This is a genomic window from uncultured Parvibaculum sp., from assembly GCF_963975745.1.
Lineage (GTDB): Bacteria > Pseudomonadota > Alphaproteobacteria > Parvibaculales > Parvibaculaceae > Parvibaculum.
This window is the reverse complement of record NZ_CAXBIB010000001.1, coordinates 213,732-227,389: the sequence shown is the minus strand read 5'-3', so window position 1 is coordinate 227,389 and position 13,658 is coordinate 213,732. Positions and strand designations below refer to the sequence as shown.

At 56.0% G+C, this 13,658-nt stretch carries 10 protein-coding genes; 5 read left to right on the top strand and 5 right to left on the bottom strand.

Annotated features, from left to right (window positions below; translation table 11 throughout):
* Window positions 1-4: 4 nt before the first annotated feature.
* The 5 genes from AAC071_RS01080 to AAC071_RS01060 all read right to left on the bottom strand — a co-directional run bounded on the left by AAC071_RS01080 (window position 5) and on the right by AAC071_RS01060 (window position 7,496).
* Window positions 5-1,897: a DUF87 domain-containing protein gene (locus AAC071_RS01080; protein ID WP_339828955.1), complete on the bottom strand. Its 1,893-nt coding sequence runs from the start codon at window positions 1,895-1,897 to the stop codon at window positions 5-7.
* Window positions 1,887-3,089 (bottom strand): SIR2 family protein, encoded by a 1,203-nt coding sequence (locus AAC071_RS01075; RefSeq protein WP_339828953.1) that lies wholly within the window; start codon window positions 3,087-3,089, stop codon window positions 1,887-1,889. The genes AAC071_RS01080 and AAC071_RS01075 overlap by 11 nt, the downstream gene beginning before the upstream one ends.
* Window positions 3,090-3,442: 353 nt before the next feature.
* Entirely contained in the window at window positions 3,443-5,278 is a 1,836-nt protein-coding gene (locus tag AAC071_RS01070; protein ID WP_339828951.1) for a ThiF family adenylyltransferase, read from the bottom strand.
* Window positions 5,271-6,317: a cyclic GMP-AMP synthase DncV-like nucleotidyltransferase gene (locus AAC071_RS01065; protein ID WP_339828949.1), complete on the bottom strand. Its 1,047-nt coding sequence runs from the start codon at window positions 6,315-6,317 to the stop codon at window positions 5,271-5,273. Before AAC071_RS01065 ends, AAC071_RS01070 begins: the two co-directional genes overlap by 8 nt.
* Before the next feature lie 3 nt (window positions 6,318-6,320).
* Complete coding sequence (locus tag AAC071_RS01060; RefSeq protein WP_339828947.1) at window positions 6,321-7,496, bottom strand: patatin-like phospholipase family protein; 1,176 nt, start codon at window positions 7,494-7,496, stop codon at window positions 6,321-6,323.
* A gap of 130 nt (window positions 7,497-7,626) precedes the next feature.
* Between AAC071_RS01060 and AAC071_RS01055 the strand changes: the two genes are divergently transcribed.
* The 5 genes from AAC071_RS01055 (at window position 7,627) to AAC071_RS01035 (ending at window position 13,658) form a co-directional block, all read left to right on the top strand.
* Window positions 7,627-8,007 (top strand): helix-turn-helix transcriptional regulator, encoded by a 381-nt coding sequence (locus AAC071_RS01055; protein ID WP_339828945.1) that lies wholly within the window; start codon window positions 7,627-7,629, stop codon window positions 8,005-8,007.
* Window positions 8,007-8,531: an ImmA/IrrE family metallo-endopeptidase gene (locus AAC071_RS01050; protein ID WP_339828943.1), complete on the top strand. Its 525-nt coding sequence runs from the start codon at window positions 8,007-8,009 to the stop codon at window positions 8,529-8,531. Before AAC071_RS01055 ends, AAC071_RS01050 begins: the two co-directional genes overlap by 1 nt.
* A 4-nt stretch (window positions 8,532-8,535) precedes the next feature.
* Window positions 8,536-9,903, top strand: coding sequence for an exonuclease domain-containing protein (locus tag AAC071_RS01045; protein ID WP_339828941.1), 1,368 nt, complete (start codon window positions 8,536-8,538; stop codon window positions 9,901-9,903).
* Between the two features lie 798 nt (window positions 9,904-10,701).
* Window positions 10,702-11,397 (top strand): TnsA endonuclease N-terminal domain-containing protein, encoded by a 696-nt coding sequence (locus tag AAC071_RS01040; protein ID WP_339828939.1) that lies wholly within the window; start codon window positions 10,702-10,704, stop codon window positions 11,395-11,397.
* Window positions 11,394-13,658, top strand: coding sequence for a Mu transposase C-terminal domain-containing protein (locus AAC071_RS01035; protein ID WP_339828937.1), 2,265 nt, complete (start codon window positions 11,394-11,396; stop codon window positions 13,656-13,658). Before AAC071_RS01040 ends, AAC071_RS01035 begins: the two co-directional genes overlap by 4 nt.

Genomic DNA, 13,658 nt, shown 5'->3' with positions numbered 1-13,658 from the left:
TTTGCTATTTTTTTGTTAGAACAGGATTTTGCTGAAGCCATGTTTCGACGAAGTCGCTGTAGTCAGGTGTTTGCAGGCGCCGAATGTTCCATCCGCCCGGTGCCATGGATTCGTCCGGATGCACCTCATCGCACACCACCGGATCTTGGCTATCGGGCCGCCTGTCTTTGGATGGCGCCTGAATCATCGTTCTCATCGGAAGCCCCACTGCTTCGCCGAGGATGATCGCTTCCCCCGTCCGGAGTATGGGAAGCATATTGGTCAGCCCCTCTAGGTTGTCCGACAATGCTCCTGTCACATGCGAGCGATCAGTAGCATTGCTCAGCCGCATCGCGAAAAACGTGCCGCACTGCGACAAGATAGTTGGGTTGATTTCGGAGGGTCGCTGGCTGACTATCATTGCGCCAATGCCATATTTCCGTCCCTCTTTCACAATCCGTTGGGTAACGATCGATGCAGCTCCGTCGAAATTATCGTTGAGGTAGGCGTGTGCTTCCTCCATCACGACGAGCAGTGGCCGCTCGCGGCCGCCCTCGGAAAGTTTTCGCGCCCAGAATAACCCATCATAGAGCACCCTAAGAACGGTGCCGATGATGTCATTGGTCATCGAAGATGGAATGCCGGATAAATCCAAAATTGTGATCGGCCGGGAACTGCCCAACCATCCCAACATCAACTCGGCCAAGCCCTGCCGAACAACACCATTCAGATCGGGATGCCAATCGCCCGCCTTCAGCAAGAAGTCGTATCTAGAGACTCTGAGCTTGGAGCCGAGGGACTCAAGCGGCCCTCTAATGTTCAAAGAGTCGGGAATGTAATTAATCTTCTCAGTATCCTCCTTGACGTTTTTGACCTTTCTAAACCGAGGAGAGATGCCTCTTTCGGCGCTGCCCACAAGATCGTTTCCGCCGTCTCCATCCTTCTCATATGCCCAGTTGGCCGGATCGGTAGGGCTGCCTATGCTACTATAATACGTCCCGAACTCCGTGCAGTAGAGATCGTACCAAAGCCGGTTCAGAGAGAATGGAACGGGGCTGTCGGCGCTGACATCTTCTGCGGTGGCACCCCGGATCGGATTATCGATTAAGCTTTGGCGCTTCGCGGCGATCACTCTTTCCAGAATGACATTTCGCGCTTTCCCATCCGCGGGCAAGGGGCCGAAGGTGACACGAAGAAGCTCATCAAAACTTAACGCCCAAAACGGAATGCAGAGTTTGTATTCGTTCTCCGTATCGTGATCCGGACTGATCTTGAAGATATTTGCACGATCTCTGAGCGCTCGTGAATATTCGCCGTGAAGGTCGAGCACAACAATTCTGGCAGACGGGAACCGATCAGCGTTCGACAGAACGTTGAGAATGCCTGCCACGGTGGTGGATTTACCCGATCCGGTCGTACCCACAACGGCTGAGTGCCTGGTGATGAGCTTGTTAATGTCGACCAGTGCGTCGATTGATTCACTGCCCGCAATATGCCCCACCTTCACCAAGTGGTTTTGTTCTCCGAGCTTGCCGTAAATGGCCTGAAGATCCGTTTCTGAAACCAGATGGACCTCGTCATCAATGGTTGGATATTGCGAGATGCCTCGCTGAAACTTTCTGGATCTGAATCCTTCGCCAACCAGCTGGATGGTCATCCATCGCAAGCCATTGGGCATGCTCTGTGCCAAACTTTCGGGCACTGCGCTCGCTCCAACCTGCGAAACGATCCCGAACAGATCAACATAGCCCACCGGTATCTTCACGAAGCTACCGATCTGGCCAATCTTGTAGCCTTGGCCCTGAACGAAGCTCAGACCCGAGAAGCGGTCAGATTTCAATGTGACGCTCACGGAAGTCCCGCTCACGTCTTGGACGGTGCCGATTACCGTAGCCTTGCCGGTGCTTTCAATCTTCATTGGGCCCATCCTTCGCTCCGGAGACCCCGCGAAGAAGGCTTCCAAGCGCAGCGAAGTCACCGAGTTTCAGCGATATGATCGCGTCATCTTTGACGAGTATGCCCGGAGGCAAGGACAGAGCATTGACATCTTCCGTGTGCCACTCGCCCAAGTTGCGTCCCACAATACCTTTGTCAAAGGCCAGCATGCTCAAATTAGGTGTGGAGAATGCACACTTTCTTCCCAACGCATATTTCGGCTCATCCAACTTTCCGAATACGAACGCAAACACGTGGGCCGTTGGGTTTGTCTCCAAGCTTCTGCAAATGATGTCGTTGATATGCTCATCGGAAAAGGAATAACCGCAAATGAATAGCAGCGCCGATGGATTGAGCAGGAATGCCTTGAGCCGATCAAGCATCGCCAGATAAGGCATCTTCCGACTTTGATCGTATTTCAGATGCGACGGATAGATAAGGTAGGACTGCTTCTCGGTCTTTTCGTCACTTCGAATAACGGTCTTGCCATCCTCAAGCCGCCAGTTAAGCGAGCCATGGATCTTCCAGAGTCGGGTCCAACGCGGTGGTAGGAGGCGTTCGTCCTCCACCGCCCCCAAGTCGAAGAACGCCTTTCGAGATCCAATGAAGCCATCGAAGTAGGGTGTAGAGCTTTCTTCGAGCGCCTGCTCCAGCAAAAGGTCGTAGTTGGTCGTAAAAAGATGAACGGGCCGTTCGCGACTAATCGAACGGCTCCAGATCGCAAGGTTGTGGTACGGAGTATCTTCACGAGGCAGAAGCTTATTTACCTCCTCCGAGATCACCTTGCAGACCTGTTCATCCAGGTCGTCCAATTCCTTGGCTTCCATGCCACGCACAGTCCCCCCGCCCGCGACGCTCTTGAGAACGCGAATTTTGCTCAGTAGCTGCTCGATATTGTTGCTGTCGCCTCCATCCTCCTTCACGACATCTACGATCCTGTCCCAGCTTGAGGGGTTTTCTTTATCATCGCTCCTGAGGTGGCCGGCAATGATCTCCGTCAGTCCCGCGACATCCCTGATGAGAGGATCGCTTACGGTCTTGCCATTCTCTTGGCGTTCGTTGACGCGAACAGACAATGGGCATCCTGCACCGACGAAGAACCCTATCGGCTTTCGATTCTGTGACAGTGCTTGCTGTATGAAGCCGATCTGGCGAATTGGATCGTGTGATTGCATGCCCCGGCTGCCCCTAACATTGATGTTTCCGCACAATAGGCGGCTTTTGAATCTGTCAAACCACAATATGCCGTACGCCAAAACAGAGATGAAACGGAGTGTTCTCCTTCCTGCAGCCCTGATCAACTATAATTAGTTCGTAGACGTTGAGTTGCGTACGCGCTCATCAATGAGGAGGGTTGTTGGTGTCCGCTTCGGGTCAGAAGCTTCCTTCAAACGATGGGTCTGGCCGACTCGCCGACTCCGCACCAGAAGCTGACGTCGCGCCTCTGGCTGGCCAAGTGACCTGAATACGGCGCACCACACGATCAGTTCTCCGCCGGGAGGATATCGGTACCAGCACGGATTGCTTGTTAAGCCATTTTGATTGAGGTCTGGATTCCACATGCCGCGCAAGCCATAGGCGGCCAAGGCCTATCAAGGGTTCGAACACCAAGATCACCATGCCCTTGTTCAGCCAACCATTCATCGCTCCAGCGCCCACCGAGGGCGTCGAGACGACGCTGCGAGGTGGTGTATACGCGGTTGAAGGACCGAGTGGGTGGATCAAGAAGGCAATCCAGCGCGAGATCGCTGATCATCGTAGTCACGTGGTTGAGCTCGACAGGACCGTAGGGTTGATAGTGCGCACCGCAGGCGGGCTCTTCTTGACTTGCATCGCCGCCGTCCGGCCAGGCTACAACTCTGAACGAAGGCGATCCCGTTCGCCCGATATGGCACTGGAGACAACCTCCTTCACCGCTGACTACAACGGCATGCCCAGCGCAAGCATGTGCTTCCGTCCATCCGTAAAGAACTGGATAGTGCCGTCCTTGACCAACATGCCAATGGTTCAGGGCGCTCTCTGCACTCCAGCTGCCCGTCGCTGCGATGATCAGATGGGCATCCTTCAGAAGGTCGGCATCTGTTCGGATCACTTCGTGGAGGCCGCAAGCACGGCCTTCTACATGGAGGTGAGGAAAATCGACCTGCAATCGCTCGGCCAAAGCCTGGGCCTTGTTCCGGCCGACTGCCGACGCGCCAAGCGGGTGCCGACCGACGTTCGGCCAACTCAGAATGTCGGGATCCACGAGAATTATTTTCCCGATGCCAGCCTGTGCCAAGGTGCCCGCAACTGGCGCGCCAACTGATCCGCACCCAAACAGAACGACGGTTGCGCCAAGTAGGTGCTCGGTTCGAGCATCTTGCCCCCTACCATGTACCCAATTTGCGTCGGCCCGCTGGACACCGGTACGTATAACGGGCCCACTTCCGAAGTAGCGATTGAGCAAGATGGAAGGCTCAGTTTTGCCGGATCGAAATCCCTTCGATACTGGCACGGCGACCGATCGAGAATGGTGCCGCATTCGTTTGGGATTCGGCACCCTGACTCCGATTAACCCGGATCCTCGGCGACCTGTCGCACCCAAAACCGCGACAACATCGTCTGGTTCATCCAACGCGGCTTGCTCAAGTGTGGTCACTGCATCGGCACCAATCGCCGTTGCAAGTGCGTACAACTCAGATGCAGTTTCGGGATAATCTGTCGGGAGAGGCGCTTGGGGGAGCCACAGGAACGCGGCCTTCTCGGTGTTTGTTTTGACATTGGCGCCGAAACGGTGCTGGACCCAGCGGGTTAGACTCTCGGCATCCTCCTCCACGACTTCGATGCTGTTGCCCTTCCAGACCTGGACAACGCGGGACGGAGGTTCAGGCGCAAGCAAGCTAAAAAAGCGAGCCCCATCATTGTGGGCTTTGTACGCCCAATAGGTCAGGAACTCTTCCCGGAAGTCCCGCTCAATGATCGAGCCCTCGAGCAGTTCTTCTACTAACCGAATTGACCGCCCCAATAAGTTTTCGGCCACGGCCGAAGGATCGTCCGGATCGCACTCTGCCATATTGGGAAGGAGACACAATATTCCATCACTCTCGACGTGGGGCCATGTCATAAATTCGGGATGGTCGACCAACGCTGTTCGAACTGGAACCGACGGAAACGCTATGCTGGCCAAGACGTCGATACGCCGCACAATATTGTCTGAAAAGCTCACGCTGACTCGCCAACCTGCGACCCATGGTCGCCTCGGGTAGCAACGGTTGATCGTCTGTGCATCAAGACGCTCGGGAGCCTGCCCCGTTAATTTCCGCAGCCGCGCTTCGAGTTTTAGAGCTTGCTCTCGCCACTTGAGCGGGAGTTCTTCTTCAGGCATGGCGACCCCCGCCCGCACTACTCACCGCGGCTGCCGCCCGCGATGTCTCTGAGAGGAGTGCGGTAGAACTGACAATCGCAGGGGCGGCCACCGCAGCGCGCTTCTCGTTTTCAAGTTGTTCGCCGAAGAAGGTGGTAGAGAAAACCTTGCCCCAACACTTGAGCGCTTGATCGCGGGTGCAGTCCGAACCGAACAACGGTTGCAGGGTATCGATAGCTTCGGTGAGCTTGTCGCGAAAGCTTCGGGCTCGGGCATCGTCACTTCCGCTCGTAATATAGTCACCGGGTGTAACCGGATGGGCGATCTGGAGGTTCCATTTAAGTCGATCGCGAATCGACACCATGGTGTCATAGAGGGCACAATCTTCACGCTCAGATTGCCTGTAGCATTCGGTTATCAATACCGAGATGCCGAAGCCGCTGAGAATACCGCTACGCCAGCTGGAACGACTGCGGGCATATTTTTTCAAATCGCGGTTGATACGCCGAAGCTGCTGACCGTCTGCAGAATTCGAACGCTTGTCCTCGTACCAGTCAGAAACATCTCGCGCATCTGACCGCTTCCAGCCGCCGCCCGCAGCAAGCTCATAGTAGGTCTCATCACCGAAGATGGTTGATTTCATGACACGACGATAGACTGGCAGATCGACGTGATATCCAGCTTCGTAGAACACACGTACACAGTTGGGGCGCACTTCAGGGGGCTGTTTAAACTTGCCGTCGTCAACCGCGTCACGCACCATTTGCCGTGCTTGAAGAGTTGTCATTTCGGCGCCACGTTCGCCGACGAGATCCTCCTTGGCGAAATAGACACCGTCGTCGACGTCATAGTCGTTGTTCTGGTCACGGATCATCGTCTTCATGGCGTAGCTTCCCTGCTTGACAAACTCAAGCGGACCGGGCTTGCTCGCCTTCACGAGTCCGTTGCGCAACCGCGTTCGGTTGGAATTGCGCCGGTCACGCATCTGATCTTGCTCTGTCTTCGGCAGGGTCACATGCTGATCGTGATAAGCGCGGACCTCTTTGGCGCAGTCGAACATCACTCATCCTTTCACTGCATTGGTGGAGGTGCGGTCCCATACCGCTCCGGTCACCGGCATCGCCGGTAGGTCGTTCATGAGTCGCAGGATCATCTGGCCGTCGGCGTTGTTCCGATCGTCGCAGGCACTCTTAGTCAAGTCAGCGTCGGTGTGAGCCTGCTGGATCAAGCGATCCATCGCTTCCCGTCGGGTGTCATCCAGCGCCAAAAACGGCATCATGCTGGCCGGGACGGGTTTGTTGGGAAAGCGAACTCTGCGAATCGGGCGCCCGCAGTCGCTCATGGCGTTCGCCAGTAACCTCGCCATGTTGTCGAAAGCGAACTCCTGGGCAGAGATGCTCAGCGGCGCGACGTCAGCACCGAGCGACCAATCCAACATCGAACGGTGGGCAGTTTCGGCATCAAGGTGATCACCGTCGGGACGTGGACATGTTCCAAGCGAGAATATATCGATGGGCTGGTCAGGGGTGGCTATCGTCAGGGCGTCCACCAAACCGACCATGATGGGGTTATTGGCCCAGAGGCCGCCATCCGCGAAGACCTGCTGAGGTCCTCCTGGTGCATTCGGGTCGTTGATGGCCGCAAGTGATCGATAGATAGGGGCAGCGCTGGTTGCCATGCAGACATCCACGAGCGGATAGTTATCGTCGCGTACCCCACTTTGGGGGGTCTTCTTGAAGACCCATGCGCGATGCTCGCTCATCAAGACAGCGGGTATCGACAGAGAAATGCCCCGTCCACCAAACACATCAAGCATTGTGATGTCACCGAGCGTCGCCTTGAGCGCTTCTCGGAGTGCCCTGTCGCCCTGTCGCACATACCGGCTGCCTTGCGCAGCCCGAAATGCAGCACTCGCCTTCCCCGTAATCCGGTGCGGGAAAATCTTTGGGCCATGGTTGCGGTAGAGTTCAACGATTTCCGGCATGGGGCGACCGACGGCGAGCGCACAGCCAACGATCGCGCCGGTGCTGGTTCCGGTGATCAAATCGAAGCCGATTCCCAGATCGAGCGCTGGCTCACCTCTGATGCGGGCGAATTGATCCGTCAACCGAGCGAGGAAGGCGGCGGTATAGATGCCCCGCATGCCGCCGCCATCGAGGCTGAGAACGCGGAACGGGCGCGGTGCTTCGCCGCTATCAGCTTTCAGATCGGTGGGTGAGGAGTCATCAATGTTCGCCATATTCAAACCATGACTCCGCGAGAAAGCATTAGTCCATCAAAAAATACATTAATTTTTTGTCATGATTGTAATACAATCTAATTGTTTGTCCTGTTGACATCTGTTGCGAACAGGGCTTGCCTTGCACACTATGATCGAAGAAGACATCTATAAGCTCTTAGGACGTAATATTGCGTCGCAGCGTAAGCGCCGGGAGCTGACGCAGGCTCAAGTAGCCGAGCGCCTGGGCTTGACCAGGGCTTCGCTCGCAAACATTGAAACAGGACGGCAGCGGGCGATGTTGCACCACATTTATGAGGTGGTGGAAGCACTGGATCTCGATTCCATCGCAGACCTGCTTCCGGCCAAGCTTCCGGAGTCGTGGCGGCCGGCCGGTCGGAGCAAACCAGGTAGGCCTAGGGGAGAGACGGCAATGAAGTTTGTGGGCAAAACATTGAGCTCTGTCGAGAAGGCGCAGGTAGAAAATGTCATTACACAGGCGCTTGGCGCCAAAGTTGATCGGCGACGCTGATGCGCGCCGATACAGCAGGAGCGAGAGCCGCTGCCAGAGCAATGATCGTTGAGTACAGCGTAAAGACTGCTCCAGTGCCGGTAGAGCGGATCGCACGGATCATGAAGGTGAGGGTGCAATATTCACCGCTGGATGGTGACCTGTCGGGTATGGTGACGATCCATGATGGCGTTCCGATCATAGGCATCAACGCGCTACATCACCCCAATCGCCAGCGGTTTACACTAGCTCACGAAATGGGACATCTTGTCCTGCATCGCGAAATTCTCGAAGGCTCGGTGCATGTCGACAAGCAAATCTTGCATCGCGACATCATGACCGCGACAGGTGCTGATTGGCGAGAGATCGAAGCCAATGCGTTTGCCTCAGAGCTTCTGATGCCGGAACCTCTCATGCGCGTGCAAGCAACCGCGAACGTTATTGCCTTCGAGGATGACGAGGCCATTGCCTCGCTTGCAAAGAAATTTCGTGTGAGTGACGCAGCAATACGTTTTCGTCTCTTTAGTCCGGGGGTTAGGGAGTGATTCTATGGGCTTCGTACTCTACGACGTAGAGACGACCGGGCTGAACCCTGCCTTCGATCAGATCGTTCAATTTGCCGCGATCCGGACAGACAATCAGTTGCGTCCCCTAGATCGCTTTGAAATCAAGATCCGCCTGATGGATCACATACTCCCTAGTCCTGACGCACTCTGCGTCACCGGTACAGGAATCGACGAACTCCTCTCTCCTGCCAGACCTTCATTTTTTGAGGCGATGTGTCTTGTCTATCGGACGTTGCACTCTTGGTCGCCGGCGACATTCATCGGCTACAATTCGATCCGTTTCGACGAAGCATTTCTTCGTCACGCATTTTATCAGACGCTCCATCCCGCTTACCTGACAAGTCGGCACAATAATGGCCGCGGCGATGTGCTTCGCTTGGCTCGAGCGGTGGCGGCCCTCAGGCCCGAGAAACTCTTGCCGGGGATTAACGAGAGCGGAGCAGCCAGCCTGCGCCTCGGTGATCTCTGCGCGGCCAACGGTTATGCTCTGACAAATAGCCATGATGCTATGGCGGACGTAGAATCGCTACTGTGGCTATGCGACTTGCTCGCCAACGGCGCTCCGGACATCTGGTCCCAGTTCGCGCGTTTTACGAACAAAGCGGCAGCAAGAGATTTCCTAACAAGTGAAGACGCGTTTGTTCTGGTTGACCCCCGAGGGGCGGATCCCGGAATGAGGTTTCTGGCCTACCTAGGCGACAGTAAGAAAGACGCCAACCTGCCGTTCTGCGTAGACCTGACTTACAACCTGACCCCCCTGCGCCAACTGGATCATGATGCGCTCTTGCAGCACCTAGCATCGCGAGGCACGCCGATACGCAGAGTGCGAGTTAACGCCGGTCCGCTGATGATACCCATCTTCGAGGTGGAAGGACTACAAGGCGCACCGAGCGAAGCCGCATGCCTGGAACAGGCCACGCTGCTTAGGTCCGACCCAGACTTTCTAGAAAAGCTGCTCACCGCCGCGCGCGCAACGGAGGTCGCGTACCCGTCATCTCCTTATGTAGAAAGTCAGCTCTATGAGCGATTTGTTGACGAGGAGGGCCGCATGGAAGCTTTCCATCAGGCTTCATGGGAGGCCCGCCCTGCGCTCATCCGGGAATTCCAAGATGCACGTCTTTTCCAATTGGGACGCCGTATTCTCTTTGCGGAGCGCCCTGACCTGTTTGAGGAGGACGCACGACAGAAACTGGCCGCGGCAGTTAAGGAACGTCTTTCGGTCCCAAAGGACGTAGAAGTTCCTTGGATGACGATTGCGACCGCTCGTGCCGCGTTGGCCAATCGGCCTACGGACGAACGATACCAAGCGAGTATCCTCGACCCTTACATGGCCTATCTCGACCGCCTTTAGCCCGAGATGAGAACAACGCGTACCGAACGTCCGCTTCTGGCGCAAAGCGGACCTACGATGTAGGCACACTGCAAGGTGCTTATCCCGTTGTCCCATCTATTCAAGATGTTGAACCGACCGGATTGTGCGCAGTTTTGGTGTGGAGATTCAGACGCCGAAGGCGTGACTAGACGGCGGCGGCACGGCCCTATCGCGGATTGTCTAGATCAATGCTTTCTCAGCAGCCGGTCGGGCGCATCTGGTCGGTAGACCCCTATCTACAGTAGGTGGTTGGAACAACGACATAAGCCGCGTAGCCCGCGTTGCCCCCGCCCTATGCTCGGGGGCCCCGCCATTCCCAGCACTATAGGACTCAGGCCGGCCGGCGGGTTCCCCTTCTCACTACTCCGGCGCCCTCGCGGATGGACCATCTGACCTGCGTTGGCCCCTGCCCCGCCGGGACCGCGGCCGCCTCTGCCCGTTCACAAGAGATTTCGGGACGTACCGAAAAGACTTCGGGACGTACCGAAATCGTTCCGAAGCGAAATTCGGCCCTTGGCAGAAATTTTTTCGACCCATATCGACTCCGCGCCGGACTGCGTGAAGCCGGTCTCTGAGCCCGTTGAACCTGCATTGGGCCAAATCCGGATGTATTCGAAGCATACAAAACGCCATCTAAATTATTTCTAAAAAGAAAATACAGGTGTTTTTCCATTTACACTTTCGATTTATCAGCTTTGACTCCGACTGCTCGTTTTCTGTACTTTCTATGCGGATCTTATTACTGAACCTAACCTCGCAAGAAAGAAGGGGACGACCATGATCGAGGAAGCAGACCCGGGATACGCAGTGACGATCGAAAAGTTCGGGCCCGAAGGCGCCCGACCCGTCCTCACAGGACGACGCGATATCCCGACGTCCATGGTGGTGACGAAGTTCGGCAAGCAGGTCATCTGCGAGCACAATGTCGAACGGGATTTCGTGCGGATCATCGACTTCGATCGCCGGATCAAAGGCATTCGCCACCAGCCACACCGGCTCTCATTCGTCTATGCCGGCGAGCGCATCCGGTACACGCCCGATTTCGCACTCGAGACCGCGCATGGCGACATCATTGTCGAGGTCAAGACAAGGGCCGAGTTCCAGGCAAAGGAAAAAGTTCGCACGCGAATGGCCCAAGTGCGCGAAGTCTACCAAAGCGTGGCGATCCCGTTCCATATCGCATTTGACGATATCATCCGCGTCGAGCCACGCTTCTCGAATATCAACGAGATAATGCGCTATCGCACGGTCGCGGTCGCGAGCGAGGATCGGGCAAGAGTTCTTGCCCACCTCAGCGAACGCGGTTCCGACTGCTTCCGGAATTGCGCTGCCTTGATCCGGAGCGGCCAACATGGCCCCTCAGCGATCCGCGCGCTCGCCGCACGTCACGACATCGCTTTGGATATCTCCCTTCCAATATCGGAGGAGACGCTTTGCCTGCCGGGTTCAACGACCTGGGAGGCAAATCAATGAGCAATTCGAAAGCAATTGCCACGGCGACTGACTCCGAGGCCTTTCCGCTTCCGTTCAGGCTTTCCGGCGGCGAGATCGTCTCGATTGAAGGCGACCGATTCGAGTTTATGAAAAGACTCCCGACGGGGCGATACGAGTTACGTAACCTGAATACCGATGAGCCATTTGTCATCGACTCGCGCAAACTTCTTCTGCTCTTTATAGAGCGCAGGCTTCGCTTTCACGGCAACGGCGAAATGACGGCGGTCGAAATCAGCCGCATCGATCTCGATCTGAGCTTGCTGGAAGAGAAGGAAAAAGACGAGCTACAGCGCTGGCAGGCCTACATCAGACGCTTTCGCGAACAGCCGTGGAAGAAGACAGCGGAGGCGCTTGCGCCTCTTATCACCGCGGTTGCGGAAGAGATCAACGACCCCAAACCCCCGTCATGGACGCACCTGGTACGCAAGATCCGTGAATACGAAGACGCCGGATGTGACGCGCGTGCGTTGATCCCCCTGAATCGGCATAAGGGTTCACGTGGTCTGTCCCGGTTATCGCCGGAACAGGATGACATTATCGAGGAAGCGATCAACTCCGCCTATCTGACAGGTGCAAAACTCAACAAGGGCGCGACGGTCAATCGCGTCAAAAATCTGGTTGCCATAAAGAATATAGCCAGGGGACCGGGGATGACGCCCATTCCCGAGCCCCATCGGTCGACCATCTATCGGCGCATCAATCAGGTGAACAAATATATCGAGGCGGTCGCACGTGACGGACGGCGCGCCGCCGACGAAACGTTCAAACCGACCTATTTCACCCCGCGAGCAAAACGCATTGGTCAGGTCTATGAAATCGACCATCACCGCATCGACACTTCCATGATCGATGAACGCACCGGGTTTCTGCTCGGTCGCCCGTGGCTGACGGTCGTCGTCGATCGATATAGCCGGGCAATCGTGGGGTATTACCTGAGCTTTCAAGCGCCAAGCTGGCACTCGATTTCAATGGCCTTGCGGCATGCAATCGCTCCGAAGCCGAATGTTAGAGTTTCTACGGGAGGGACGTTCGTCAGTTGGGATGCGTTCGGTATCCCCGAAAGTATCGTCATCGACAACGGTCGCGATTTTACTTCGATAGCCCTCAAGCAGGCCTGCCTGGCTCTCTCGATCAACATAGAGTACGCGCCCCGATGGCGGCCCCAGTACAAGGGGCAAATCGAAGGCTTCTTGGGCAAGATGACAAAGCAGCTTGCACAGAAGTTTCCCAACACGACGAGGTCCAATCCCACGGAACTCGGAAACAATCAACCCGAGGTTCAGTACGCAGTCGGGCTTGAGCTTTTCAATGAGAAGTTCGTCGAATGGGTGCTCTGTGACTACAACCGGACCATCAACCGGAACATGAAATCAAATCCGGAGACGCGATGGCGTGAGGGGGCAGCGATGCACCCGCCCCTGCTTCCGAAGTCCATGGACGATCTGAATACGCTGTTAATGTATGTCAAAAAAAGAACGTTGCGCAATGACGGCGTGCAACTAGATCACCTTATGTACAACAGCAATGACGTTGCACGTATTCGCGCCGAATGCGGCGGAGAAGTCAGTGTGCAGGTACGATATGACAGGACAAATCTCAAAGAGATTTACATCACCGACCCGACGACGGGAAAGCAAATCCCGATTCCCTCTAAAGATCCCGAATATACCGACGGGCTTTCCTACGACATGCATCGCGCCGTCTGGGCCTATGCGACGGCGGCTGCGAAAAGGCAAGTAAACGCGACCGACCTAGCGCGTTACCGAGACGAAGTCACTCTCAGCCATCAGAAGGCGATGGGCGATCGAAAAATGACGGCCCGTCGAAAGGCGGCGATCATGCTCGGGTTGACTTCCACGGGCTATATGCCGGGGAAAGTTCGTGTCAGCGACGTTGAGAGCGGCATGAAGCTTTTCGACCAGATAACCGCGGAGGTCGAAACCGACGCGATCGAAGCTGAACCCCAGGAAAGCCATGCGCCGCAGTTCCCAGCGGTCCAGGCGTATTCCGCAACGGTGGTCAAGAAGCCGAAAGCGCCGGCCGGGAAGAAGTCGAAACGCCTGCAGCCGGTCGGTACAGCGCAACCGATCGACGCACAGGAAATACCTCCACCCATGTCGTCGTTGCTCAAGGACGAGCGTCTGACATTTATCACGGGGCTCGAAGACGGGACAACCGGCCTCCCGATGGCACAGTTGAACGCGCCGAAAAAGCGCCCTTCAGAAGAACAGGAGAGCTGA